The following is a 25,278-nucleotide window of genomic DNA, read 5'->3' as shown; positions in this document are numbered from 1 at the left end:
CGCTCCGACTTTTGTATTATGAGTTTATTTGAAAAATACCCGGTTTCCATAACCAATTCGCTTTCGGGCAAAAAAGAAGTATTCACTCCGTTGAAATCGCCTTTTGTGGGACTGTATTCCTGCGGACCAACCGTATATAATGAAGTACACCTGGGCAACCTGCGCACCTTTTCAGCCTTTGATGTAGTGTACCGGTACTTAACACACATCGGCTACAAAGTCCGCTACGTGCGCAACATTACCGATGCTGGTCACCTGACCAACGATGCCGGTGAAGGCGTTGACCGCATTGAAGAAAGCGCCAAGCTTGAACAACTGGAGCCTATGGAAATTGTTCAAAAGTACACCTTCAGTTTCCATGAAGTATGCCGGATATTCAACATCCTTCCGCCCTCTATTGAGCCCACTGCAACCGGGCACATTGTTGAGCAGATTGAGATGGTGAAGAAAATTTTAGCCAACGGTTATGCATACGAAGTAAACGGCTCGGTGTACTTTGATGTGCGCAAGTTCATGGAAAAGTATAAGTACGGAGAACTTAGCGGCCGCAACATTGATGAACTGCTGGAAGGCACACGTGAACTGGACAGGCAGGATGAAAAACGACATGCCGTTGACTTTGCCATCTGGAAAGCAGTGTCTCCCAACCACATCCAGCGTTGGCCATCACCCTGGGGTGAGGGCATACCCGGCTGGCATCTGGAGTGCTCGGCTATGGGCACAAAATACCTCGGAGAACAATTTGATATTCACGGTGGCGGTATGGATTTAAAATTCCCACACCACGAATGTGAAATTGCGCAAAGTATAGGCGCCTACGGCAAAGCACCGGTGCGCTACTGGATGCACGCCAACATGCTTACCGTAAACGGTGAGAAGATGAGTAAGTCGAAAGGAAACTCCTTTTTACCGCGCGAACTTTTCACGGGCACTCACCCCCTGCTGGCAAAAGCCTACAGTCCCATGGCCGTACGGTTTTTTATGTTGCAATCGCATTACTCAAGCACCCTTGATTTTTCGAACGAAGCGTTGCAGGCCGCAGAGAAAGGCTATAAGAAATTAAGCAACGCATTGAGTACCATTAAAAAACTTGAACATCCGGGTGGGGGTGGGAAACAAGATGAAGAGTTGCTAAAGCTCATCGATGAAGCTTATCGCAACATGAGCGATGATTTCAATACAGCAAAAACACTTGCGGTATTGTTTGAAATGTCATCCCGAATCAACGACATCAAATCAGGCAATTATAAATTAACTGATGTTGATGTTGACACCTTCCAAAAATTCAAGTCGGCCTACATTACCTTTATGGAAGATGTATTGGGTTTACAGGAAGAGGGCAACCAGAACCAGAAACTGCTGGACGGTGTTATCCGGGTGATGATTGAACTCCGTAAAAAAGCCCGCACCGACCGGAACTATGCCTTGTCGGATAAAATCAGGGATGATTTAAAAGCGCTGGGTGTACAATTGATGGATGGGAAAGATGGAGAGATAACATATACTATTGAATAGCTTCGAGTTACGAGCTGCGAGTTTGTGAATATTGATACAGCAAACTTGTAGCTCACGGCTCGAAACTTGCAACTAAAAAATGCTAAAAAAAATTTTCATCCTCCCCATCCGTTTTTACCAGCTCAGCATTTCTCCGTTTCTGGGTCCGCATTGCCGTCATACGCCTTCATGTTCTCAATATACAATAGAGGCTATACAGGAATGGGGTGCATTGAAAGGCACATGGATGGGTATGAAGCGTATAGCACGATGCCATCCCTGGGGAACGAGTGGGTATGATCCGGTACCAAAGAAAAAAAATATCGCTGATTAAACCTTTTCGGGTGAGTTCAATCAAAGACAGCGTTAAAACACAACTAAAATGAAAACCAGGATTTTAATCAGCCTTTTTGCACTATTTCTAATAACAGCCAACACTGTTATGGCTCAGTCTGACCAAAACATACGCCAGAAGAATTTGCAAAAGCGTGAAAACGTAAACCAAAATCGCCAGGAACGTATTGAGAAGCGCAACCCCAATGGTTACGGCCGGGTTGACAACCGCGTTGAAAGGCGGGGCGACCGGATTGACCGTAAACAAACCAGAACTGACAGAAGGGTAAAACGCAGGAGAGGTGAATAATTATTGTTACTCAACTTTAAAGAGTTGAATTCCATCCAACACAGGTGGAGCTTTTGCTTTGGTGATTCTTACCCTGACTTTGGTTGTGGTAAGATCATCGAAGCTTAAGATTCTTTTGTAACCAAGAGTTGTTTGTCGATCAAGCTCTTCATAACGATCATTTCTCCATACATCCACTGCAAATTCTTTCACCCGCTGCCCGTATTCAATTCCTTCCTGAAGAACAATCCTGTTAAAGGTTATTGCTTCACTAAATGTCAGTTCGATTTCAGATAACAAGTCAGCAGAAGCCCAGTATGTGCGGGGATTATTGTCAATGAGATTGCCTGCCTTGTAATTTCCGAGAGAAGATGATGAACGTACATAGGCATGCACAGCCAAATTTTCTTTAAAAGATTTATTGATCACCTCAGCCAATTCCATCAGCCGTACCGAATCAGCATACGGAATCAGTCCTCTCCTGTCCACCGGCACATTCAGTAATAAATTTGAACCGCGGCCCACTGAGCCGTAGTATATCTCAACCAACTCTTCCAATGATTTTACTTTGTCATCAGTATCCGGACTGTAAAACCATCCTGGTCGTATCGACACATCACATTCGGCAGGCACCCAATGCGTTCCATCTTCGTGCCCTGATGTAAGTTCATGAAAATCGGGGTAACCCGGATAGACCTTATCAACGTTTAGTGTATTCCAATTGGTAAGTCCTGCAAAACCATTTTCATTTCCAACCCAACGACAGCCCGGCCCAGCATCACTAAAAATGATTGCATTTGGTTGATGCTTATACACCGTACTGTTAAACAAGGGCCAATCGTATTCCTGCTTCTTACCATGAGGCCCCTCCCCGTTTGCGCCATCAAACCATTGTTCAAACACTTCACCATAATTGGTAAGCACTTCTTCTAACATGTTCACAAAAACCTGATTGTATTCTGGAGTACCGTAATCGGGATGGTTGCGATCCCAGGGAGACAGGTAAACACCAAACATCAATCCATACTCCCGACAAGCTTCCGACAATTCCCTGAGTACATCACCCTCTCCATTTTTCCACGCACTTTCACGAACAGTATGCGTGCTGAATCTACTCGGCCACAAACAAAAGCCATCGTGGTGTTTGGCCGTGATGATGATACCTTTCATTCCTGCTTGTTTTGCGGTAGCCGCCCATTGCCTGCAATCGAGTTGTGTGGGGTTAAAAACTTCAGGGTTTTCGTTGCCATGCCCCCACTCCACATTGGTAAAAGTATTCGGACCGAAATGGATAAACATATAGTACTCCAGTTCATGCCACTTCAACTGACTTGCTGAAGGCACTGCACCAAATGGTTTTAATTCAGGTCGCGAACAACCATAAACTATGAGTAATGAAGCTGCTATGAAAAATCTTTTCATGAAAATTTCCTTCATACAAAAACCGGTTTTTAAACTTAAAAGAAAATTCTACATTTATCGAATATAAAAAATTCACTTCATGCCTTTTCAGATCAAAGAGAACAGTACCGTGTATGATGTCTGTATCGTAGGTTCCGGTGCGGGTGGCGGAATGGCCGCTTATGTATTGAGCCAGGCAGGACTAAAGGTAGTTGTGCTTGAGGCCGGTCCCTGGTACGATCCTGCAAAAAATGTAACACAGTTAAAATGGCCTTGGGAATCGTTGCGCAGAGGTGCCGGTACAACCTTTCGCCCTTTTGGCGATTTTGATGCTGCCTATGGCGGGTGGGAAATGGAAGGCGAACCGTACACCCGTGTACCCGGCACACAATTCGATTGGTTTCGATCGCGTATGTTGGGCGGAAGAACCAACCACTGGGGAAGAATTTCACTTCGTTTTGGTCCGAAAGATTTCAAAGGCAAAAGTCATGATGGCCTTGGTGAAGACTGGCCAATCGGTTATGATGATGTTGCCCCCTATTATGACAAAGTCGATGACCTGATCGGTGTTTTTGGAAGCAAAGAAGGAATTCCTAATGAGCCTGATGGAAAATTTCTACCACCACCAAAGCCCAGGCTTCACGAACTCATGATCAAGGAGGCGGCAACCAAACAGAGTATTCCGGTTATCCCCTCGCGCCTATCCATTCTTACCAAAAAAATTAATGACGATCGTGGTGCATGTTTCTATTGCGCACAATGTAACAGAGGTTGTACGGTATATGGCGATTTCTCATCGTCATCGTGCCTGATTAAGCCGGCCACAAAAACCAACAACCTTGATGTGATCGTTAACGCCATGGTGCGCGAAGTACTAACCAATGAAAACGGAAAAGCCACTGGCGTTTCATACGTGGCGAAAGATGATTTTCAGGAATACCAGGTAAAAGCAAAGGTAGTGGTGTTGGCAGCCAGCGCATGCGAGTCAGCCCGATTGTTATTAAATTCAAAATCAAAAGCGCATCCCAACGGATTAGCCAACTCAAGCAACGTAGTTGGAAAATACCTGCACGACTCAACCGGTGCTGCCATTGGCGGTGTGCTTCCTAAACTGTTTGGCCGGAAACGCTATAACGAAGATGGTGTGGGTGGTATGCATGTTTACACGCCCTGGTGGTTAGACAATAAGAAACTGGATTTTCCAAGAGGGTACCACATTGAATACTGGGGCGGCATGGGCATGCCCGGTTACGGATTTGGTTTTGGTATTCAGGGATTGAACGGTCGCTTTCCCGATAGAAACGGAAACCAGAAAACAGGTGGGGGGTATGGTACAGCGTTGAAAGATGACTACCGCTATTACTGGGGCGCATCGGTGGGCATGGCCGGCCGGGGTGAAGCAATCGCCCTGGAAAGTAACTATTGCGAAATTGACCCGAATGGTGTGGTCGATAAATACGGCATTCCTGTTTTACGATTCCATTATAAATGGAGCGACCACGAAATAAAACAGGCCAAACACATGCAGGAAACCTTTCAGGAACTGATGCACAACATGGGTGCTGTTATTACGTGGGGAGTTGCCGGACCTGAAACAAATTACGGACTGGAAACACCCGGAAGAATCATTCACGAAGTAGGCACAACACGCATGGGGAATGATCCTAAACGTTCGGTGGTAAACAAATTCAACCAGGCCCACAATTGTAAAAATCTTTTTGTGGTGGATGGCGGACCATTTGTTTCACAGGCTGATAAAAATCCAACATGGACCATACTCGCATTATCCTGGAGAGCATCCGATTATATTATTGAGCAGTTTAAACAACAGAACATATGAAGAGAAGAGAGTCTCTCAAAGCAATAGCCTTAACGGCCATATCATCCGGTGTGCTGCTGCAGTCGTGCGACACTGATAAAAAAGAAACAGCATCAATTCCAGTAAAAACATCCGGAATAGACAGGCACCCCTTTGAACAGGTGCGCGATGAAAAACTGTTGGCTGACAAATTCTTTGACGACCATGAGATGAGTACCATCAAAGTATTGATCGATATCATCATACCAAAAGATGAAACCAGTGGCAGCGCTACCGATGCAGGCGTTCATGATTTTATTGAATTTATTGTAAAGGATATGCAGCGCCATCAACTGCCGCTTCGCGGTGGACTCAAGTGGCTTGATGTTAAGTGCCTCAAGCGACATAACAAAATATTTATTGATTCTTCATCCGAACAACAGCTTGCACTTGTAGATGAGATTGCCTACCCCGAAAAAGCAAAACCGGAAATGAAACAGGGAGTAGCATTTTTTAACTTGTTACGCGATTTAACCGCCACCGGATTTTTCACCAGCCAGATGGGGTTAAAAGATCTTGGCTATGCAGGCAATACGCCTAACCGTTGGGATGGTGTACCGCAAGATGTGTTGGAACAGTATGGGTTGCGTTATGATGAACATACACTTAAGGAAAGTGTACCATGGGATGATCAATAAACTTTTCTATCCACCTTCAGACTAACTCAAAAATCCCCGATATTGCAGGATTGTTAATTCAGTCCATGCTTAAAATCGATACCCATACGCACATCATTCCCAAAAAGCTACCCAACTGGACGGATAAATTCGGGTATGGCGATTTTATTTATTTGCAACACCACAAAAAAGGTTTTGCCAAAATGATGCGGGGTAACCAGTTCTTTAGGGAAATAAAAGAAAATGCATGGAACCCGAAATTAAGAATTGATGAGTATGCCCAATTTAATACGCAGGTCCAGGTAGTGTGTACAATACCTGTTATGTTTTCCTATTGGGCCAAGCCCTTAGATTGCCTGGACCTTTCGCAATTCCTGAACGACCACCTGGTAGAACTCATTGAAAAATATCCAAAACATTATTTAGGGCTGGCCACTGTGCCCATGCAAGACACCGAACTGGCCATACAAGAATTGGAACGCTGTAAGAAAATCGGCTTGCAGGGAATTCAAATCGGTTCAAACATAAACGACCTCAACTTAAATGAAGAACGCTTCTTCCCCATTTTTGAAGCCTGCGAACGGCTAAGCATGTGCATAATGGTGCACCCTTGGAATATGATGGGCCAAAAAAACATGCAACGCTACTGGTTGCCCTGGCTGGTAGGCATGCCGGCTGAAACGACCCGGGCCATTTGTTCTATGATTTTTAGCGGAATTTTTGATAGGCTGCCAAAACTAAGGGTCATGTTCTCACATGCCGGTGGCTCGTTTCTGGCAACGCTTGGTCGCATTGAACATGGCTTTAACTGCCGACCCGATTTGGTGGCCATTGATAATCCTGTAAACCCGCGCAACTACCTGGGCCGGTTTTGGGTTGACAGCATAACCCACGACCCGATAATGCTGGAGTACGTATTGAAGATGGTTGGCCCCGATAAAGTAGTGTTAGGTTCCGATTATCCTTTTCCACTTGGCGATTTGGAAATTGGCAAGTTTATTGAAGACATGAATCTCGACCCATCCATTAAAGAAGATATTTTTTATAAAGCCCCTTTACAATGGTTGGGGGTTGACAACAACAGATTTGGATAAAATAACTATGAGGCACAGTCTCCTGCTTTTGCTTTTTCTTTCAATGGTCACATCCTATGCCCAGCAGGGCGATAAAAATGCTGTTCAACAACTGCGGGCAGATCAGGAACAAGCAAGAAGGGCTACGTTATTACGAACTATGGACGAAGGAATTGAAGACCTGAATGAAGGACGTTACGAACAGGCCGATGAAAAATTTCTATACGTCATCAACAATATAAAAGGTGTCCCGTCCGATCTTACTTTTTATTTTGGTAAAAACTCATACTATTTAAATAAATACAAGCAAAGTGCCGATTGGCTAAGCAAATACATTCAATTGAAAGGTACAACCGGCCAGCATTATGCCGAAGCTGTTGACATACTGAAAAAAGCAGAAGCCGAAGTTTTAACCGAGCGCTCAAAAGAAGCATCCAAAGCCAAACAAGTGCTTTCACAAAGTTATGACATTGATTGCGGCCCTTCCGGAAAAGTGATATGCCCCGTGTGTAAAGGCACGACTGTAATTGTAAAAAAGGGCACCTTTGGTAACGAATACAAGTCGTGCATGTATTGCGATAAACACGGACTTCTAACATGCGATGAGTACAATCAATTGGTACGTGGAGAATTAAAGCCCCGGCAGAACTGATTACCAGGTCAAACACTTTAGATTTTACGGGCTCCAGCGATTACGCTATATTTGCAGTCTATTAGGTTTTCCTGCGAAAGACACTAATAACCATGCAATTATTTAACCGAATTGAAGGAAAAGTCCTCAAGGAGCGGCTTTACCTTACTCCCAACCCCGAAAGGACTACGCTGTCCTTTTATAAATATCATCACATTGAAGACCCCAAAGCCTTTCGGGATAAACTCTACCTTGATTTTGCTTCAGTTGATGTTTGGGGTAGAATTTATGTGGCCCACGAAGGCATCAATGGCCAGATAAGTGTACCTACTATAAAATTTAATGCGTTCAAATCGTTGCTGTACGCCACACCATGGCTAAACGGAATACGGTTGAACATTGCCGTTGAAGACAATGGCAAATCATTTTTCAAACTGAAGATATTGGTACGCAAAAAAATTGTTGCCGATGGACTTGACGACAGTTCATTTGACGTAACCAACAGTGGTATACACCTCAACGCACCCGACTTTAATAAACTTACCGAAGATCCGGACACCATTGTGGTAGACATGCGCAATCATTATGAAAGCGAAGTAGGGCATTTCAAAAACGCCATCTGTCCGGATGCTGATACTTTCCGCGAAGCGCTTCCGGTTGTTGAAAAAATGCTGGAAGACAAAAAAGAAAAAAAGGTAATCATGTATTGCACGGGAGGAATTCGGTGCGAAAAAGCAAGCGCCTGGATGAAGCACCGCGGATTTAAAAATGTATATCAGTTAAACGGAGGCATTATTGAGTATGCTCGCCAGGTAAAAGAACAAGCATTGGAGAATAAATTCATCGGTAAGAATTTCGTTTTCGATGAGCGCCTTGGCGAACGTATCTCCAATGAAATCATCAGTACATGCCACCAGTGTGGCTCACCCTGCGATGACCACACCAATTGTAAAAATGATGGTTGCCACTTGTTGTTTATCCAATGCAAAGCTTGCGCTGAAAAATTCAACGGCTGTTGCTCATCAGAATGCAAAGAGGTTATTACCCTGCCAGTCGAACAACAAAAAAATATCCGGAAAGGAATCAATAAAGGAAGGCAGGTATTTAAAAAAGGAAGGTCGGAAAAGTTAGGCCTTAAAGTAAAGACCGAACAAATACTATGATTATTTAGCAATGAACACACAACCAATAATTATCGGTATTATCAACGTTAGCGACCGGGCCAGTAAGGGTATTTATGAAGATATACCCGGAAAAGAAATTGAGGCCGCGCTTCATGAATATATAAAGAGTCCATGGCAAAAAGTTTACGCAGTGATACCCGATGAACAACACCTGATCGAACAAACCATTGTCGACATGGCCGATAATAAAGGATGTTGTTTGGTTGTTACCAGCGGAGGAACCGGACCCGCCAAGCGTGACGTGACCCCGGAAGCAACCGAGGCGGTGTGCCATAAAATGATGCCAGGCTTTGGCGAGCTTATGCGCCAGGAAAGCCTCAAATACGTGCCTACGGCCATCCTTTCAAGGCAAACCGCAGGAATTCGGGGAAAATGCTTAATTTTGAACCTTCCGGGTAAGCCTAAGGCAATCCGGCAGTGCCTGAATGTTATTTTCCCAGCGATCCCATATTGCATTGATCTGCTGGAAGGACCGTTCATCGAATGCAATGAGGAGGTCATAAAACCGTTCAGGCCGCATTCACTATAATTGCAAGTTTTTATGAAAATCAAATACTACTACGACACCGAAACCTGCAAGTACGAGCGTGTCAGGACCAAAACCAGCGACATAATTTTGAATGCGTTAGGGTTATTTTTTCTTACCCTGCTCATGGCCGCGGGCATTTACCTCATGTTCAGTACCTACTTCGAATCACCCAAAGAGCTCCTGCTGAAAAATGAAGTGAAGGAATTGGAATACTATTACGAAAGGTTGAACGAAGAAGTAGAACGGTTAAGTACAACATTAGACGGCATGGAACACCGCGATGATAATATCTATCGTGTTGTGTTAGGGGCTGAACCCATTGATAAATCAGTTCGGAATGCCGGTGTTGGTGGTGCCGAACGTTATGCTGAAATAAAAGAGAAAAATATGCTTCATAAAGAAGCTATCGTTAGTCTCCATGAAAAAATAGATAAGCTGCGCAGGAAAATTTACATCGAATCAAAATCACAAGATGAGGTAATTGAACTGGCTGAAAATAAAGAAAAACTTTTTGCAGCCATTCCCGCAATCCAGCCCATAGCCAACAAACAACTTGTTGCCTTGGCATCGGGTTTTGGTATGCGTATCCATCCTGTTTATAAGGTTAAAAAAATGCATACCGGGGTGGACTTTGCCGCACCGATAGGCACACCCATTTATGCCACGGCTGATGGTGTAATTGAAGAAGTGAACGTAAAGTTCAGCGGCTACGGTAAAATGATTGTTATCGATCACGGTTTTGGCTATAAAACACGCTACGCACACATGCATGATTTTGCAGTGCGGCAAGGCCAGAAAATCAAACGTGGTGATTTGATCGGTTATGTTGGTAACACCGGGCTTTCAACTGCACCACACCTGCACTACGAAGTAATGCTGCACGGAGTAATGATCAATCCGGTACACTATTTTTACAGCGACCTTTCTCCGGCAGATTACGAAAAAATTATTGAGCTGGCCTCAATCGAAAACCAGTCGCTGGGAATGTAGTACGCTACTGCAATACATAATATTTAGATTTACCAAAAGCCTGCACTAACCTGCAGGCTTTTTTATGATAGGAATTTTCTGGTGAGGTTTGTACCTTGAACCACCATATCCTAATCCATCCAGATGAAAAAGACCCTCCTCCTGCTTTTCATCAGTTTAACTTTCAGCCGATGCTCGAACGTAGAAGAATTTAAGGGAATCAAAAACCGGCAATTCGCCAGTTCGGTAATTGACTTCAGCTCGCATTACACCGCGGTACCCGGCTACACAGCCGTTGAAGCACTGGGAGAAAATGATGTATACCCCAACTATGGCGACCTTCCCAAAGCATGGTCGCCTTTAACACAAGACAACCAGCGCGAATACCTCGTGCTTGGGTTCAACCCCGTTCAAACGGTCCACACCATTGAAATCTACGAAACCTACAACCCTGGGGCTATCGACACTATTTATATACGGCATGCCGATACCAAAAAATGGGAGAAAGTTTATTCCAAACCAGCCCGCACCGATTTACCGGCTGCAGCCCGGATATTCACAATCTATTTTAGGGAAACTACCTACCTGGTTGATGCCGTTCGGTTGGCGTTAAACTCACCAGCCGTAGAAGGTTGGAATGAAATAGACGCAGTAGCCATAAGTGGGCAGCGTGCAGACTAATGCAAATTTAAAAAATGAACCTATGAGAAAACTAATTCTACTCACACTGCTTGCAGGCTTAACCGCTAACGGTTGGGCACAAGGATGCAGTGACGCAGGGTTCTGTACCATGGGTGCCATGAAACCCGACCAGCCTTTCAATAAAAAGGTGCCGTTAAAACTTCGTTCTATGGAGTTAAGTTTTTACCGTGGCACCACTACCCTATCTCCGGTTGTGTATGTAGCCAACCTGGACATGAGCTTTAACATTATTGATAACAAGACTTTTTTCCAGGTTAAACTTCCTTACCAGGCCGTTAAAGGAAATTTTGGGAGCACAGGCGGTATGGGCGACATCTCCTATTGCTTAACCCGGAATTTGTATTCATCGGAAGAATTTGATATCGGCATCACCCTTGGAGGCAAGATACCTTCAAACAACGCCAACCTCAAAGACGATAAATTTGGCCTTCCTTTACCCATGTATTATCAAACCAGCCTGGGCACTTACGATGCCATTGCCGGTATATCGTTAGTAAACAGAAAGTGGCTGTTTGCTACAGGCATTCAACATCCATTTAATAAAATCGGAAACCAATTCAAATGGTCTGAATGGATACCCGTGTACGAAGGCGGGCCGGATTATGTGCGTAAAAATAATTTGTGTTACGAATTAAAACGCGGCACCGATGTTATGTTCCGTGCCGAACGTAACTTTCGTTTTTCTCAGTTCAACTTTTCAATCGGGTTGCTTCCTATTTGGCGGATAACGAAAGACGAAATCCTTAATACCAATACGGAGGAACGCATAAAATTAGAGGGTACCTTAGGCATGGCCCTTTCGGGCATTGTTACAGCAGGTTACAGCTTTAACGTGAAATCGGGTGTTCGTTTGCTGGCCGGTAAAAAAATTACCCAACGTGATGTAAACCCCGATGGACTGACCCGTGAAGACGTTATGACACTTAGTTATTTTTACCGGTTCTGACCATGGCAAGGAAATTCGTATTATATAGTTTGTTGCTGCTTAGCCTGGCAACGCAAGCCCAAAAAACAAATCAGGTACTGGTTAATGAAGTTGATGCCCTCCTTGTTGAATCGCGCTACCAGGATGCTATCCAGAAAATCGAACAAACCAGCACAAAGGATACTGACACGAATATTATTCTTTCCAACCGAAAGGCAGAAGCGTTGATTGGTTTGGGCAAGTTTGAAGATGCCGATAAAGTACTTCGCGATATCCTGTCAAAGACCAATCAATCAAAAAATTCAGCACTGTTAAGTGCCATTACACAATCAACCATTGGCTTTTTATATGTAAACCAGGGGCGATACGATTTAGCAATTGAACAACTGGCTGAAGCGACCGCCATCCTGCAACGCATGAACCAACCCCTTGAAACAGCGAAAGCTTTATCAAACCTGGGACTGGCTTATATCGGCACAGGCAAGTACCAGCAAGCCGAAGAGCAACTTCAAATGGCCTTAACGTTGCGCCAAAGTGTTTTGCCTGACGAACATGAATTAATCGCATCATCCTACAATAACCTTGGCTTTGCCAATAATATCCCGAATCCTGATAAGGCCATCGAGTATTATGAAGCAGCTTTAGCCATCTATGAAAAGCTGTATCGAAAAGACCACCCAAAGCTTGCCGTTGCCAACTCAAACCTTGGCTTTGCTTATGCACAAATTGAACTCTACGGTGATGCCATCAACTACTACGAAGCCGCCCTGGCCACTTGGGAAAAAATAAATCCACAACCAAATGCCTCTAAAGCTTTCGTGCTATCAAGCCTGGGCTATACCTATACCAAATTGGACGACAAGAAAACAGCCATGGAGTTTTACGAAAAAGCTTTGGCCATGTACATAGCCTCGCACGGTACCAAACATCCGGATGTTGCCGCCATGTATAACCGCATTGGCAACATCCACCAATCGAATGATCGTTACAACGAAGCTTTAAAAAGTTATCAGCAGGCATTGATTGCCAACGTTGCCGATTATAATTCGGAAGACGTTGGAACAAATCCGGGTGGCGAAAATTTTTACAACGGTAACCAGTTGCTGTACTCCATGATGTACAAAGCTCAAACCCTTGAAGCCCGTCATTTTGGAAAAACATTAAAACAAAGAGACCTTGACCTTGGCTTAAAAACTCTTCAAGAATGTGATTCCCTGATTGACCGCTTACGCAAACAAGCCTCCAACGAATCGGATAAGATTGCCCTTGGCGCCATTGCCAATGAAGTATATGCCGATGGTGTTCGGATAGCGTATACATTAAGTGACATTGCCTTTAGAAAACGCAAAAATTACCGTCAACTGGCTTTTTACTTTGCCGAAAAAAGTAAATCGGCTGTATTGCTGGATGCCATAGCCGACACAAACGCCAAATCCTTTGCCAGTGTTCCCGATGAATTGCTGCAGGAGGAGATGAGCCTTAAAACAGCGTTGGCGCTCGTATCGCAAAAGCTGGCGCAAAAACCATCCGAGGAGGAAGAAAAGTACCTTCGTGAAACAGCTTTTCATCTCAACCAAAGCTATCAGGCTTTTGTACAAAACCTCGAAAAACAGTATCCCGAATATTATAATCTAAAATATAACACAACGGCACCCACCATTAGTGAAATACAAAGTACCATCCCTGAAAAGACAGCTGTAATCAGTTACTTTATTGATGACAGTAAACGAAATGCAGCCAGGCTATACATACTTACGCTTACCAAAAAAAACTTCCGGATAACGGATAAAGCATTGCCTTCCGATTATGACCGCAGCATTACAGGTTTGCGCAACGCTTTGTTCTATATGGGCGAAGAGGTGTATATACCCACTGCGCGCAAACTATACCGGTTGTTAATACCCAGGCGCATACCCTCATCCATCAACGACTTTGTCATTCTTCCCACGGGCAGGTTAAGTGTAATACCTTTTGAAGTTCTGCTAACAAAAAATGTAAAAGACACCAAGGCACCATACGCTTCATTGCCCTACCTGGTAAAACGACACAGTATCCGTTATGAATTTTCTGCTGGCTTATTACTTCAGAAAAAAAGTCAGTCAACCACTATTAAATCTGCACTGCTTTGTGCGCCAGTAACGTTTCCCGCAAACGAATACCTTAACGATTTACCGGCAACAAAAGAAGAGATAAATACCATACAACAACTTTTTGCAAGCAAGAACATAGCCACCGAAGTATTGTTGAATAACCGGGCAACAGAAACCAACCTGAAGGGAGGAAACCTGAAAAACTTTTCGGTGGTGCACCTTGCCACACACGGTATTGTGGATGAGAATAACCCTGAACTTTCGCGCATATACCTTCGTGGCGATTCGGAGGCCGAAGATGGAAAACTGTTCTCGGGCGAAATCTACAACCTTCACTTAAATGCTAACCTGGTTACACTGTCCGCCTGCCAAACCGGGCTGGGTAAAATTTCAAAAGGTGAAGGCGTTATTGGGTTATCGCGCGCGCTGGTATATGCTGGGGCTAAAAATATAATGGTGTCGTTTTGGAGCGTGGCGGATGAGTCGACCGCACAACTAATGACCGACTTTTACAAAATGCTGCTTGAAAAACCATCTGGCGATTACAGCAAAAAGCTACAGCAGGCAAAGTTAAAAATGATTAATTCAACTTATAGTGCCCCCTACTATTGGGCCCCATTTATTCTTGTTGGGTTTTAGAAACGCATGCCTGATAAAATTTTCAGGCATGCGTCTGTATTTTATTTGATCCTGAACCGAAAGCCTGCATACGCCATGGTTCCAAAAATCGGGCCCCACACCAGGGAAGTATCAAAATACTGACTGAACGGTTGGTCAGCAGCTATAATGGGATTATCCAGTGTATAATTGTTCAGGTTTTCCACGCCCAGATAAACACTCCATTTATCTTTAATGTCTTTTGTGATTTGCGCATTCATTAAAAAGTAATCGGGCGAGTATGCTGGAAGTTGATAGTCGGAAATATTCTGTGAAGTATCAGGTATGCGTTGTTTCCCCATCCATTGCACGGTGTAGTCAAACTTCCACTTATTTTTTGTTTCATACGCCAGGTTTACAAATGCGCGGTGCTCCGGAATGAGCGGCCGCGCTAACCTGCCTTCTGTATAATCAGTTTGTACGTTCAGCCAGCGATAAGCCATACGTAAATCAAACCTGCGCATCAACTCATAGTCAACCTGAAATTGAAAACTGTGCGAAAATGATTTACCATTAAGTCCGAAAAATCTTGCTTCTCGTGCCGTGTTATCAAGGTCAAGAACAACCTGGTTTTCAAAATCCGTAAAGAAGTAATCCATGGTGATCGCACCGGGGCGATAATCCAAGGTAAAATCCTGCGATAGGGTTATCCCAAAATTCCAGGCCTGGTCGGGCTTAAAACCATATGCCTTGCCAGACTGCAGTCCTGAAAAAACAAGCTGACGGGAAGAGGCCAGTATACCTGTATTTTCGGTAAGGATATTTGCAACCCGAACACCTTTACCTGCCGATAAGCGTAATGTAGTTGTTTCAGTAGCATCATATTTTAAATGGATGCGGGGATTAAACAACGTACCAAACAAACTGTGATAGTCAGCACGGGCCCCCACAATGGCCGAAAATTTTCCATTGCCATCATAGCTATACTCCGCAAAAATTCCGGGCACCATTTCGGTACGGTTAAAAGTAATGTCATTTAACAGGCTACCATTATAATTGATCGCCAAGACAGGATTAGCCAAAGATTCTTTAAAATCATCGTACAAAAAACTAATACCGGTTTTAAACTTATGGTAGGTTGAACCGATAATAGACTGATAAATCAGGTTGACATAAAGAGACTTTTCATCCGCAGCATGGATATTGAAACCATAATAGCTATCGTGATCATGCCGCGTGGCCGAAAGTTGCAAGCCTATGCTTTTATAAGGCTTACCGGTAAACTGATAACCTAACTTTCCCCAGGCTTCATAGCGTTGAGTATTAATTTCAAATCCGTAACGGTTCGTTGTTAGCTTATCCTGTTCGGGATTAAAATCAGTTTGGCCGCCTTGTTTGGTGTCGGTTAATACTTTAATACCAAATTGCCCTAATAACCCTTTATTGTTGTTATACACCCATCGGTTTATAAAATTAAGTTGCGATCCGGTGGGAAAATCCAAAAATGAGTCATCGTTGCTGTCCATCTCAAATGGACGCGTGCTGCCATGAAGCAAAAATGTTGTCGCCCATTTATCGCTGGTGTGTGCCGTATAATTTACATTTAATTCCGATCGGGCAGCATTGTTAACATATCCATTAATGTACAGTCTTTCGCTCTCCTCAGGCTTCTTCATCTCAACATTGATCTGGCCGGCAATACTTTCGTATCCATTAATTACCGAGCCCACCCCTTTGGTTACCTGTATCGAATTGATCCATGTACCCGGAATGAATTGAATACCCTGGCTTGAAGCCAGGCCCCGCACCCCCGGCATATTTTCAATGGATATCATGGTGTTGGGTCCTGATAAACCGAGCATTTGAATTTGTCGCGTTCCGGTAATGGCGTCCGTAAAGGCCACATCAACGGATGGATTGGTTTCAAAACTTTCAGACAGGTTACAACATGCAGCTTTGAACAATTCTTTCTCCGTCATGATAACCGTATTGATGCCTCGCGCATGATCTATTCCCGAAGAAGGTCTCCAGCCCACTACGGTAACCTCCTGCAAGTACTCATCAGAAACGAGTGTAACTTTAATGCGGGTTTGATTGGTAATGGTCAACGTATCGGATTTATAACCCACATAGCTCACCACCAGTTTTGATGTACCTTCCACCCGATCGATCATGAATACTCCATTGCTACCGGAGGTAGTACCCGTTGTAGAACCCATCCAAACAATATTGGCACCTGCCAATGGCTCATCAACACCATTAGCGTTCTTCTCCACCACAACACCCATCAGCTTCTGCGCATTCACCGAAATGGAATACAGCACAACCGCCAACATTATAGCGATTCTAAAATTTGAATTTCTGAACATAACCCTTAATTGTCGTCCATTCCTTCGTGATCGTGATCACGATATAAGCAACAAAAAGGCAGATCAGCATAAATGGTATCCTTCGCCTTTACTTTATCCGTATCATGACCAACGGCTGCTACCAACTCATGGATTTTCTGTTCGGTTATTTTGGACGGACTATAGACTACTGAAAGATTTTTAGTTTTAGCATCCCACTTTGCAGTCTTGATGCCTTTGTAATCGAGCGCTGCTTCAATGCGCTCTTTGCACATACCGCAGTTTCCGTAGACTTTAATATTTGCCGTAATAACTTTCGATTTTGATTGTGCAAAAGCAACGACAGAGCCGATCAGAAGAAATATGATAATGATGTTTGATTTCATAAAATGTTTACGATTTGATAGTTGAACAAAATGATACTGTAGAAGTGCAACAAACCACCTTGATGGTAGCTTAAACTATCAAATCGTGACCATCGTAAAAAAGAAAACTGCAATTAACCTTGAATAAGGCTTCGGGTGGAGGAATATAATCGTCTATGTGAGTATATACACTCGTTCTATCGATTATAGATACAAATTCTAACTGATCATTCACTGTTCTGATGGAGAACAGCGCAGGAGCATCCAAAACTAATGAAACCGTAAATGACTGATTATCATCAACTTTGATGATTTCATGCTCATCTTGACAACATCCTGAATTTTCGGGGGTAAAGCCACTACAGGCGCATTTTTGGGCCTCAAAACTGAAGATTTCCGCGGATTTTGCCCGCCCCATGCAGTAGTGTGTGGTTTTGGCCACACCCACTGTCAGGAGCAGGTAAATACACGTGAACGCTATGGCAAAAAGCTTATTCACTGTGCATGAGAGAACCCTAAAGTACGCGGGTTGGTTTCAATTTTCCTAAAGATTTTCTGAAACTTTGTTTATGGGCAAAAAATGCCCTTTTTTGCGCAAAAACGAAATGTTGGAGGATAATTACAAGCAGCGCGGACTGCGAAATAAGCTGGTTAAAATTATCCAAAACAAGGGTATAAAAGACGAGCATGTTTTAGCTGCTATAAGCAAGGTTCCCAGGCACGTTTTTTTTGATAATGCCCTGCTGGAGCACGCTTACCAGGACAAAGCCTTCCCCATTGGGGAAGGTCAAACCATATCCCAGCCGTATACGGTAGCCTTCCAAACGGAAAAACTGGAAATAAAACCTGGCGATAAAGTATTGGAGATTGGAACGGGTTCGGGTTATCAGGCCTGCATTTTACTGGAACTTGGTGCGAAAGTTTATACGATTGAATACAACAAAAAGCTTTACGAAACAGCAAAGTCATTTCTGCCAAAACTGGGGTATAAACCATACTTCTTTTATGGCGATGGATCAAAAGGCCTTCCTGCAAAGGCTCCCTTCGATAAGATTATTGTTACGGCAGGCGCACCTGTTGTTCCGGATGCACTGATTAACCAATTAGCCGAAGATGGGATTTTAGTAATACCCGTAGGTAATCGCGAAAAGCAAGTGATGGTGAAGATACACAAAAACAATGGTCAGCTGATAAAAGAAGAGTTTGATTACTTTAGTTTTGTGCCGCTATTGGGTGAGCAAGGTTGGAAAAAATAGTCATTAATCATTAATCATTAATCATTAGTCATTACTCAAAATAAGATGCCAAGAAAAAAGAAATTTCCCCGTGAATCGTTTGTGAGCATGACTGAGTTGGTGCTTCCCAATGATACAAACACCTTAAATAATTTGATGGGCGGAAGACTCATGCACTGGATGGATATTGTTTCAGCCATTGCTGCGCAAAAACATTCGAACCGAATTGTTGTAACAGCCTCTGTTGATAACATTTCGTTTAAACATCCCATTCTTTTGGGTAATGTGGTCACACTTAAAGCCAACGTGACCCGCGCGTTTAATTCATCCATGGAAGTACGCATTGATGTAGATGCCGAGGATATTCCGTCCGGAAAAAAGATGGAGAGCAATAGTGCGTATTTTACTTTTGTTGCTGTTGATCAAAGTGGCCGCCCGATTGATGTGCCGGAAATTGAACCTGAAACTGAAAAGGATAAAGAGTTTTACAATGGCGCCCTTCGAAGAAGACAATTACGCCTTATACTGGCCGGTCGTATGAAACCTCAGGATGCCCACGAATTGAAATCTATATTCAACATTGAATGATGAGTTTACAACGGGAGGCCATTGAACAGACCTTTACAGAAGACCTGTATAAAATTCCAGGACGAGTAATTATACTGGTCCCGCAAGAGTGGTCATCCCTCAGTCCAAACGAAATTGAATTGTTAAGCAAAATTCTTGGCGCTGTAAAACTTAAAATGGCACAAGTACAAATACTTGTAAAAGAGAAAGCAGATATGGCCGAGTTACTGGTCTTTAATCCACCTGTTGTTTTATCATTTGGAAGTAAAATCGCGCAGGTAAACACACCGTATCAGGTAAGTAATTGGAACGGTGTGCATGTGCTTGAGGCCGACTCATTGAGGGCATTTGATGAGGCTAAAAAGAAACAATTATGGAATGCCCTTCGGGAGCTATTCAACCACGGCTGACCAAGTCATTCAAAACCTCAAATTCTGTTAATTCTGATCGTTTTTGCAGGTTTTATCAGTTATTCTATCTTTGCGCTGCTTTTTAAAGGCAGATTATAGAAATAAGCCTGTACTCGTTTCACAACAGGCATAAAGAACGCTGACAGAAAGTAGAAAATAAACTGAATCGATAACCTTAATTCGTAACATGGAAAATTTACTCTATTACCTTCCGGTATTTGGTGTGCTGGGGATCATCTTTGTTTTGTGGAAAAGCGCCTGGGTTAATAAACAGGATGCCGGCACAGATAAAATGAAAAAAATTGCAGGCCATATTGCTGAAGGCGCAATGGCATTTTTAAAAGCCGAGTATAAAGTACTGGCAGTATTTGTACTGTGTGTTGCTGTTCTTCTTGGTGTAACGGCCAATACTGAAACATCATCTCCCCTGGTAGCTGTATCATTCGTATTGGGTGCATTTTGTTCGGCCTTAGCAGGCTTTATTGGAATGCGTGTTGCCACAAAAGCTAACGTGCGTACAACCAATGCAGCACGCACAAGCCTTGGACGCGCACTTGAAGTTGCTTTTGCCGGAGGTTCCGTTATGGGCATGGGGGTTGTTGGCCTGGGGGTCCTGGGCCTTAGTACGCTGTTCATCATATACTCAAGCATGTTTGGGATTGACACCCAGGCAAATCTTACACAAGTTATTACGATCATTACTGGTTTTTCGTTTGGTGCATCATCCATTGCCCTCTTTGCACGTGTAGGTGGTGGTATCTATACAAAAGCAGCTGATGTGGGTGCTGACCTCGTTGGTAAAGTTGAAGCTGGTATACCAGAAGATCACCCGTTAAACCCGGCTACTATTGCCGATAACGTGGGCGATAATGTAGGGGATGTTGCCGGTATGGGGGCTGACCTTTTTGAATCATACGTAGGCTCTATCATCGGTACTATGGTGCTTGGAGCCGCCTTTATGGTTCCCGGTTTTGTTGATAACTTCAATGGACTTTCCGCTGTATTGTTGCCATTGGTATTAGCCGGTGTAGGTATTGTGATGTCATTCCTCGGAACTTTCTTCGTTCGTGTTAAAGAAGGTGGTGATCCGCAGCGCGCCTTAAATATGGGCGAATTTGTTTCGTCAGGTTTAATGATTGCCGCGTCATATTTTATCATCACCTATATGCTCCCCGCGCAATGGACCTTTACTGATCCTTTGTACACCGATGGAAATGGTAATAACATTGTTCGGACCATGACTGCCATGGGTGTTTTCTGGGCCACTGTTATCGGCCTCATAGCCGGGCTTTTGGTAGGTCTGATTACCGAATACTATACCGGTATGGGCAAAAAGCCAGTACTATCCATTGTAAGACAATCTTCAACCGGTGCAGCAACCAATATTATTTCAGGTCTTGGTGTAGGTATGATGTCCACCGCACTCCCGATCATCATCATTGCGCTCTCCATTATTGGCGCATTCTATTTCGGTGGTCTTTATGGAATTGCTATAGCAGCTGTGGGCATGCTTTCAAATCTTGGTATCCAATTGGCCGTTGATGCTTATGGACCCATTTCCGATAATGCCGGTGGCATTGCTGAAATGGCTGAGCTACCAAAAGAAGTTCGCTCACGCACCGACAAGTTGGATGCTGTTGGCAACACTACAGCCGCCATTGGTAAAGGTTTTGCCATTGCCTCTGCAGCGCTTACGGCACTTGCCTTGTTTGGTGCCTTTATGACAACGGCCAAACTTGGCTCAATTGACGTTTCCAAAGCTAACGTAATGGCTGGGTTGTTTATTGGTGGTATGCTTCCATTCGTGTTCTCAGCATTGGCTATGGGAGCCGTAGGCCGCGCAGCCATGTCAATGATCGAAGAAGTAAGAAGACAATTTACCACCATACCTGCACTTAAGGCAGCTTTGGAGGTGATGAAACGAAATGGTGATAAAGCGAAAGAAGAGTGGTCAGTCGAAGATCAAAAAACTTTTAACGAAGCAGATGGCAAAGCAGAGTACGGTAAATGCGTTGAAATATCCACACAAGCTGCCATTCGCCAAATGGTAGTACCCGGACTTATGGCCGTTATCGCACCTGTACTCATTGCCTTCCTTCCGGGGTTTGGTGTGGAAGCATTAGGCGGTATGCTTGCCGGTGTAACCGTATCGGGCGTGTTGATGGCTATTTTCCAATCGAATGCCGGTGGCGCATGGGACAACGCAAAGAAGAGCTTTGAAGAAGGTGTAGAAATAAACGGGCAGAAGTATTACAAAAAATCCGAGCCACACAAAGCCGCTGTAGTGGGTGACACCGTGGGTGATCCGTTCAAAGACACTTCAGGGCCTTCGCTGAACATCTTGCTGAAACTAATGTCGGTTGTGGCACTGGTTATAGCCCCACTCCTGGCACCATCCACTTCAACACAAGCTTCGTTGAACGAAAATAAGCCTCAAACAGAGGTTGTAAGCGTTACTCCGGTAGAGAATACAGAAATCGCTGAGTAATTTTTTAGTTCAAGATTTCAAAACCCTGACGAAACCGTCAGGGTTTTTTATTTTAGCACCTAAAGACTTCGAAATATGAAAAAAGTATTGTTGACAGTTACACTCCTGTGGATTTCCGTTTCCTTATCAGCCCAACAATCCATTCTCGGCAGGTGGAAATCAATTGACGATAAGACCGGTGAAACCAAGTCGATCGTGGAGATTTTTGAACAAAATGGGCTGGTGTATGGCAAGGTGATCAAAATTTTCCCAAAACCCGGAAACGATCCCGACCCGATTTGTGACAAATGTCCTGAAGATGACGACCGGTTCAAAAAGAAGATACTCGGCATGGAAATCATCCGTGGAATGAAAAAGAGCGGCAGTGAGTACTCCGATGGCCATATTTTAGATCCCGAAGCCGGCAAAGTTTACCGCTGCAAATTGTGGTTGGAATCGAACGACCTTAAAGTACGGGGTTATTGGGGACCGGTATGGCGCACCCAAACGTGGAAAAAGGTATCTTAACCACGTCAAAAACTTCTAATCGATAAAAAAGAACCCAACCTTTGTTAAAAGGTTACCACCCGAACACCTAATGGTATACAGGTCGAGCTCAGTAATGGAAGAAAAGGAGATCTTTGAACGCATCTGTAAAGGCGATGAAAAGGCTCTTGAAACGCTTTATAAGAAGTACTACCGGATGATGACCAAACTGGTCATTACCAATAGTGGAACCGAGGAGGAAGCCCGGGATATTTATCAGGATGCCCTCGTTGTCTTCTGGCAAAAGGCCACTTCGGGAAACCTGGTCATGACCTCCAAAATCAGTACATATATTTACAGTATATGTCAGAATTTATGGCGGAAAGAACTTGACCGGAAAAAGCGCCTCTCCCGTGAGGAAAAAGATGTATCGGTAACGATCGATACTGAAACTGAGGAACGAAATAAGATTATTGCCCGTTGTATTGACCAATTGGGCGATACCTGTAAAAAGGTTTTGATGTATTATTACTTTGAGGAAATGTCCATGCAGGATATCGCAGAAAAACTTGGCTTCGCCAATACCGATACCGCTAAGACAAAAAAATATAAGTGTAAAAAGAAACTGGATGAATTGGTGAAGGCTCAGTATTCAGAGCATGATTTTTTAGATTAAGAACATGGCGTTAGAAAAGGATTTGGAATTACTTGACGACTACCTGTCGAATCGCATGAGCGAAAGCGATAAGGCCGCGTTTGAACAAAAGCTTGAGGCCGACCCTCAACTAAAAAGCGAACTGCAATTTCAGCAACAATTGGTTGAAGGCATCCGGAATAAACGTTTGCTTGAACTTAAAACCATGCTGAACAATGTTCCGGTATCGCCTGGTATGGGTGGCCAAACTGCCCTGTTCACTAAAATAGCATCGTCTATTATTGTTGCCGGCCTGGTAACAACTGCGGTGTACTGGTATGTAACTGACAGCGAAGTTACCGATAACATGGTTGCCATTTCCGAAGAGATTGAGGAAGGCACCGAAGAAATTGATTTACCGGAAGATCCCCAACCTGACAAACAACCCATCAGCAAGGAAGAACAGATTGAAGAAAAGAAATCGGCCAACGTAGCCGCAAGCCCTTTAGCCCAAAACACTGAAGCAAGTCCTGCCGAGCGTCCTAAGCTGGAAGTTTTTTCCCCCGAATCGGAAGAAGAATCGGCCGCCCGAAAAAAAGAACAGGAACAGGTTGAGTTTATCGCGAAAGCCTTTGTTACGTCTTCCATTGAAGTCGACATTGAATCAACTAATAAAAAGTACAATTTCCACTACATCTTCCGTGGCGGAAAGCTTGTGCTCTACGGTTCATTCGAAAATAATTTGTACGAAATACTGGAATTCATTGCCGAGAATAAACGAACCGTATTCCTGTATTACAAAACAAGTTATTACTTGCTTGACGAACAGGTTGATACCCCCACTCTATTAGTGCCTATCCGAGATGCCAAACTGATAAAAAAATTGAAAGAGCACCGAGCAGATTGATTTGAGGCGCTTGAATAAAAAGCCTCTGGGTAATTTCCAGAGGCTTTTTTATTTCCTAACTTTGGCCGCCATGCAAAAGATATATGCGAAGAAAAAACTGGGTAATTATCCGTACGCAGGTGTTATCGCCAGCATAACATTAGCTCTTTTTGTTACCGGTCTTTTTGGTATGCTTATCATTTATTCGCAAGAGTTGGAACGTTTGGTGCGCGAAAGCATACGGGTTCAGGTGTACCTCAAAAACGGGCTTACTGAACCACAACGGCTACAGGTGGAAAAGAATATTGAAGCCTTGCCGTTCGTCAGTAAAAATGAATCCATTACGTTTGTTTCCAAGGCTGATGCAGCCACAAAATTTATAGCTGAAACCGGTGAAGACTTTACCAAGTTATTGGGTGAAAACCCGCTGCACGATGCCCTGCTGGTAACCATTGACCCAGCCTATCATGAAGCCGAAAAAATGAAAACCATACAAGCTGAGTTGGAAAAAATGAGTGGCGTGTTCCAGGTTTTTTATGTTGAAAGCCTCATTGAATCAATCAACCGCAACGTTACGAAACTTGGTTTACTGCTTGTAGGTATAGTAGTGTTGTTACTCATTGCCGTTGTGTTGCTGATTAACAACACCATCAGGCTCGCGCTTTTCTCACAACGGTTTCTCATCCGCAGCATGCAACTGGTTGGGGCAAAACGGTGGTTTATTCAACGTCCATTTCTTTTGCGCGCCCTTATGTACGGTTTAGTGGCTGGTTTATTGGCCTCTGCCGGACTATGGGCATTAATTAATTATGCCAACCGGCAAATTGAAGATTTGGCAGTACTGTTGAACACCGAACGATTATTTTTTTTGGTTGGTTTACTGCTATTGACTGGTATGTTTGTAGCGGCCAGCAGCACATACTTCTCCATACGCAAGTATTTAAAAATGTCACTTGATGAACTCTACTAACAATTACATGGAAAGCAAACTACCCTTTACTAAAAAGAATTACCAACTTATGGTTATTGGCCTTTTAACCCTGGTTATTGGCTTTACCATTATGTCGATAGACAAGGCCGATTATGGTTTTGGCTTTTTCGGCTTGACCTTAGGGCCGCTTATTGTGTTAGCTGGTTTTGCCATCGAGATTTTTGCCATCATGCATCGCGCTGAAGAAAAGAAATAAG

General features: G+C 43.7%; 26 protein-coding genes. 22 read left to right on the top strand and 4 right to left on the bottom strand.

Annotated elements, in window-relative coordinates:
- The first annotated feature begins 18 nt into the window (after positions 1–18).
- The 3 genes from cysS to KIT51_08475 all read left to right on the top strand — a co-directional run bounded on the left by cysS (position 19) and on the right by KIT51_08475 (position 2,137).
- Positions 19–1,515 (top strand): cysteine--tRNA ligase, encoded by a 1,497-nt coding sequence (gene cysS, locus KIT51_08485; GenBank protein UYN88265.1) that lies wholly within the window; start codon positions 19–21, stop codon positions 1,513–1,515.
- Between the two features lie 79 nt (positions 1,516–1,594).
- On the top strand, positions 1,595–1,828 hold the full coding sequence (yidD, locus tag KIT51_08480) for a membrane protein insertion efficiency factor YidD (protein UYN88264.1): 234 nt from the start codon (positions 1,595–1,597) through the stop codon (positions 1,826–1,828).
- A gap of 48 nt (positions 1,829–1,876) precedes the next feature.
- Positions 1,877–2,137, top strand: a complete 261-nt coding sequence (locus KIT51_08475) for a hypothetical protein (GenBank protein UYN88263.1) — start codon at positions 1,877–1,879, stop codon at positions 2,135–2,137.
- A gap of 6 nt (positions 2,138–2,143) precedes the next feature.
- Here KIT51_08475 and KIT51_08470 read toward each other — a convergent pair whose 3' ends face one another.
- Complete coding sequence (locus KIT51_08470; GenBank protein UYN88535.1) at positions 2,144–3,538, bottom strand: alpha-L-fucosidase; 1,395 nt, start codon at positions 3,536–3,538, stop codon at positions 2,144–2,146.
- A gap of 79 nt (positions 3,539–3,617) precedes the next feature.
- Here KIT51_08470 and KIT51_08465 point away from each other — a divergent pair, with 79 nt between their 5' ends.
- From KIT51_08465 to KIT51_08420, 10 genes are all read left to right on the top strand, one after another.
- On the top strand, positions 3,618–5,357 hold the full coding sequence (locus KIT51_08465; protein UYN88262.1) for a GMC family oxidoreductase: 1,740 nt from the start codon (positions 3,618–3,620) through the stop codon (positions 5,355–5,357).
- Positions 5,354–6,013 (top strand): gluconate 2-dehydrogenase subunit 3 family protein, encoded by a 660-nt coding sequence (locus KIT51_08460; GenBank protein ID UYN88261.1) that lies wholly within the window; start codon positions 5,354–5,356, stop codon positions 6,011–6,013. Before KIT51_08465 ends, KIT51_08460 begins: the two co-directional genes overlap by 4 nt.
- Positions 6,014–6,078: 65 nt before the next feature.
- Positions 6,079–7,086, top strand: a complete 1,008-nt coding sequence (locus KIT51_08455) for an amidohydrolase (GenBank protein UYN88260.1) — start codon at positions 6,079–6,081, stop codon at positions 7,084–7,086.
- 7 nt (positions 7,087–7,093) lie between these two features.
- Positions 7,094–7,717 carry a hypothetical protein gene (locus KIT51_08450; GenBank protein ID UYN88259.1) on the top strand — a complete coding sequence of 208 codons (624 nt, stop codon included), beginning with the start codon at positions 7,094–7,096 and terminating at the stop codon, positions 7,715–7,717.
- 92 nt (positions 7,718–7,809) lie between these two features.
- Positions 7,810–8,859 (top strand): rhodanese-related sulfurtransferase, encoded by a 1,050-nt coding sequence (locus KIT51_08445; protein ID UYN88258.1) that lies wholly within the window; start codon positions 7,810–7,812, stop codon positions 8,857–8,859.
- Between the two features lie 10 nt (positions 8,860–8,869).
- Positions 8,870–9,409, top strand: coding sequence for a molybdopterin adenylyltransferase (mog, locus tag KIT51_08440; protein ID UYN88257.1), 540 nt, complete (start codon positions 8,870–8,872; stop codon positions 9,407–9,409).
- A gap of 12 nt (positions 9,410–9,421) precedes the next feature.
- A complete protein-coding gene (locus tag KIT51_08435; GenBank protein UYN88256.1) occupies positions 9,422–10,399 on the top strand; it encodes a M23 family metallopeptidase in 978 nt (325 codons plus the stop codon).
- A 123-nt stretch (positions 10,400–10,522) separates the two neighbouring features.
- Positions 10,523–11,059 carry a hypothetical protein gene (locus tag KIT51_08430; protein UYN88255.1) on the top strand — a complete coding sequence of 179 codons (537 nt, stop codon included), beginning with the start codon at positions 10,523–10,525 and terminating at the stop codon, positions 11,057–11,059.
- Between the two features lie 22 nt (positions 11,060–11,081).
- Positions 11,082–12,026, top strand: a complete 945-nt coding sequence (locus tag KIT51_08425) for a hypothetical protein (protein ID UYN88254.1) — start codon at positions 11,082–11,084, stop codon at positions 12,024–12,026.
- A 2-nt stretch (positions 12,027–12,028) separates the two neighbouring features.
- Positions 12,029–14,734 (top strand): CHAT domain-containing protein, encoded by a 2,706-nt coding sequence (locus tag KIT51_08420; GenBank protein UYN88253.1) that lies wholly within the window; start codon positions 12,029–12,031, stop codon positions 14,732–14,734.
- A gap of 41 nt (positions 14,735–14,775) precedes the next feature.
- On the opposite strand, the gene KIT51_08415 is transcribed toward KIT51_08420, so the two are convergent.
- From KIT51_08415 to KIT51_08405, 3 genes are all read right to left on the bottom strand, one after another.
- Positions 14,776–17,061, bottom strand: a complete 2,286-nt coding sequence (locus KIT51_08415) for a TonB-dependent receptor (protein UYN88252.1) — start codon at positions 17,059–17,061, stop codon at positions 14,776–14,778.
- 5 nt (positions 17,062–17,066) lie between these two features.
- Complete coding sequence (locus KIT51_08410) at positions 17,067–17,426, bottom strand: cation transporter (protein ID UYN88251.1); 360 nt, start codon at positions 17,424–17,426, stop codon at positions 17,067–17,069.
- Positions 17,427–17,496: 70 nt separating this feature from the next.
- Entirely contained in the window at positions 17,497–17,823 is a 327-nt protein-coding gene (locus KIT51_08405; GenBank protein ID UYN88250.1) for a hypothetical protein, read from the bottom strand.
- A 187-nt stretch (positions 17,824–18,010) separates the two neighbouring features.
- On the opposite strand from KIT51_08405, the gene KIT51_08400 reads away from it, so the two are divergent.
- The 9 genes from KIT51_08400 to KIT51_08360 all read left to right on the top strand — a co-directional run bounded on the left by KIT51_08400 (position 18,011) and on the right by KIT51_08360 (position 25,277).
- Entirely contained in the window at positions 18,011–18,661 is a 651-nt protein-coding gene (locus tag KIT51_08400) for a protein-L-isoaspartate(D-aspartate) O-methyltransferase (GenBank protein ID UYN88534.1), read from the top strand.
- 45 nt (positions 18,662–18,706) lie between these two features.
- Complete coding sequence (locus KIT51_08395; protein ID UYN88249.1) at positions 18,707–19,228, top strand: acyl-CoA thioesterase; 522 nt, start codon at positions 18,707–18,709, stop codon at positions 19,226–19,228.
- Positions 19,225–19,617, top strand: a complete 393-nt coding sequence (locus KIT51_08390) for a DNA polymerase III subunit psi (GenBank protein UYN88248.1) — start codon at positions 19,225–19,227, stop codon at positions 19,615–19,617. The genes KIT51_08395 and KIT51_08390 overlap by 4 nt, the downstream gene beginning before the upstream one ends.
- A 187-nt stretch (positions 19,618–19,804) precedes the next feature.
- Positions 19,805–22,105 (top strand): sodium-translocating pyrophosphatase, encoded by a 2,301-nt coding sequence (locus tag KIT51_08385; GenBank protein ID UYN88247.1) that lies wholly within the window; start codon positions 19,805–19,807, stop codon positions 22,103–22,105.
- A 75-nt stretch (positions 22,106–22,180) separates the two neighbouring features.
- Entirely contained in the window at positions 22,181–22,612 is a 432-nt protein-coding gene (locus KIT51_08380) for a DUF2147 domain-containing protein (protein UYN88246.1), read from the top strand.
- A 94-nt stretch (positions 22,613–22,706) separates the two neighbouring features.
- Entirely contained in the window at positions 22,707–23,246 is a 540-nt protein-coding gene (locus KIT51_08375) for a sigma-70 family RNA polymerase sigma factor (protein ID UYN88245.1), read from the top strand.
- Between the two features lie 4 nt (positions 23,247–23,250).
- Positions 23,251–24,111 carry a hypothetical protein gene (locus tag KIT51_08370; protein UYN88244.1) on the top strand — a complete coding sequence of 287 codons (861 nt, stop codon included), beginning with the start codon at positions 23,251–23,253 and terminating at the stop codon, positions 24,109–24,111.
- A 70-nt stretch (positions 24,112–24,181) separates the two neighbouring features.
- Complete coding sequence (locus KIT51_08365; GenBank protein UYN88243.1) at positions 24,182–25,060, top strand: permease-like cell division protein FtsX; 879 nt, start codon at positions 24,182–24,184, stop codon at positions 25,058–25,060.
- A 7-nt stretch (positions 25,061–25,067) separates the two neighbouring features.
- Positions 25,068–25,277, top strand: a complete 210-nt coding sequence (locus tag KIT51_08360) for a DUF3098 domain-containing protein (protein ID UYN88242.1) — start codon at positions 25,068–25,070, stop codon at positions 25,275–25,277.
- Position 25,278 lies beyond the last annotated feature (1 nt).

This window comes from Cyclobacteriaceae bacterium (genome assembly GCA_025808415.1).
Lineage (GTDB): Bacteria > Bacteroidota > Bacteroidia > Cytophagales > Cyclobacteriaceae > UBA2336.
The sequence above is the reverse complement of the archived record's forward strand: the minus strand, read 5'-3'. Positions and strand labels throughout refer to the sequence as shown.

Coding starts and splice junctions, on each gene's coding strand:
- cysS (UYN88265.1), top strand. CDS start 19: ATGAGTTTATTTGAAAAATACCCGGTTTCCATAACCAATTCGCTTTCG.
- yidD (UYN88264.1), top strand. CDS start 1,595: ATGCTAAAAAAAATTTTCATCCTCCCCATCCGTTTTTACCAGCTCAGC.
- KIT51_08475 (UYN88263.1), top strand. CDS start 1,877: ATGAAAACCAGGATTTTAATCAGCCTTTTTGCACTATTTCTAATAACA.
- KIT51_08470 (UYN88535.1), bottom strand. CDS start 3,538: ATGAAAAGATTTTTCATAGCAGCTTCATTACTCATAGTTTATGGTTGT.
- KIT51_08465 (UYN88262.1), top strand. CDS start 3,618: ATGCCTTTTCAGATCAAAGAGAACAGTACCGTGTATGATGTCTGTATC.
- KIT51_08460 (UYN88261.1), top strand. CDS start 5,354: ATGAAGAGAAGAGAGTCTCTCAAAGCAATAGCCTTAACGGCCATATCA.
- KIT51_08455 (UYN88260.1), top strand. CDS start 6,079: ATGCTTAAAATCGATACCCATACGCACATCATTCCCAAAAAGCTACCC.
- KIT51_08450 (UYN88259.1), top strand. CDS start 7,094: ATGAGGCACAGTCTCCTGCTTTTGCTTTTTCTTTCAATGGTCACATCC.
- KIT51_08445 (UYN88258.1), top strand. CDS start 7,810: ATGCAATTATTTAACCGAATTGAAGGAAAAGTCCTCAAGGAGCGGCTT.
- mog (UYN88257.1), top strand. CDS start 8,870: ATGAACACACAACCAATAATTATCGGTATTATCAACGTTAGCGACCGG.
- KIT51_08435 (UYN88256.1), top strand. CDS start 9,422: ATGAAAATCAAATACTACTACGACACCGAAACCTGCAAGTACGAGCGT.
- KIT51_08430 (UYN88255.1), top strand. CDS start 10,523: ATGAAAAAGACCCTCCTCCTGCTTTTCATCAGTTTAACTTTCAGCCGA.
- KIT51_08425 (UYN88254.1), top strand. CDS start 11,082: ATGAGAAAACTAATTCTACTCACACTGCTTGCAGGCTTAACCGCTAAC.
- KIT51_08420 (UYN88253.1), top strand. CDS start 12,029: ATGGCAAGGAAATTCGTATTATATAGTTTGTTGCTGCTTAGCCTGGCA.
- KIT51_08415 (UYN88252.1), bottom strand. CDS start 17,061: ATGTTCAGAAATTCAAATTTTAGAATCGCTATAATGTTGGCGGTTGTG.
- KIT51_08410 (UYN88251.1), bottom strand. CDS start 17,426: ATGAAATCAAACATCATTATCATATTTCTTCTGATCGGCTCTGTCGTT.
- KIT51_08405 (UYN88250.1), bottom strand. CDS start 17,823: ATGGGGCGGGCAAAATCCGCGGAAATCTTCAGTTTTGAGGCCCAAAAA.
- KIT51_08400 (UYN88534.1), top strand. CDS start 18,011: ATGTTGGAGGATAATTACAAGCAGCGCGGACTGCGAAATAAGCTGGTT.
- KIT51_08395 (UYN88249.1), top strand. CDS start 18,707: ATGCCAAGAAAAAAGAAATTTCCCCGTGAATCGTTTGTGAGCATGACT.
- KIT51_08390 (UYN88248.1), top strand. CDS start 19,225: ATGATGAGTTTACAACGGGAGGCCATTGAACAGACCTTTACAGAAGAC.
- KIT51_08385 (UYN88247.1), top strand. CDS start 19,805: ATGGAAAATTTACTCTATTACCTTCCGGTATTTGGTGTGCTGGGGATC.
- KIT51_08380 (UYN88246.1), top strand. CDS start 22,181: ATGAAAAAAGTATTGTTGACAGTTACACTCCTGTGGATTTCCGTTTCC.
- KIT51_08375 (UYN88245.1), top strand. CDS start 22,707: ATGGAAGAAAAGGAGATCTTTGAACGCATCTGTAAAGGCGATGAAAAG.
- KIT51_08370 (UYN88244.1), top strand. CDS start 23,251: ATGGCGTTAGAAAAGGATTTGGAATTACTTGACGACTACCTGTCGAAT.
- KIT51_08365 (UYN88243.1), top strand. CDS start 24,182: ATGCAAAAGATATATGCGAAGAAAAAACTGGGTAATTATCCGTACGCA.
- KIT51_08360 (UYN88242.1), top strand. CDS start 25,068: ATGGAAAGCAAACTACCCTTTACTAAAAAGAATTACCAACTTATGGTT.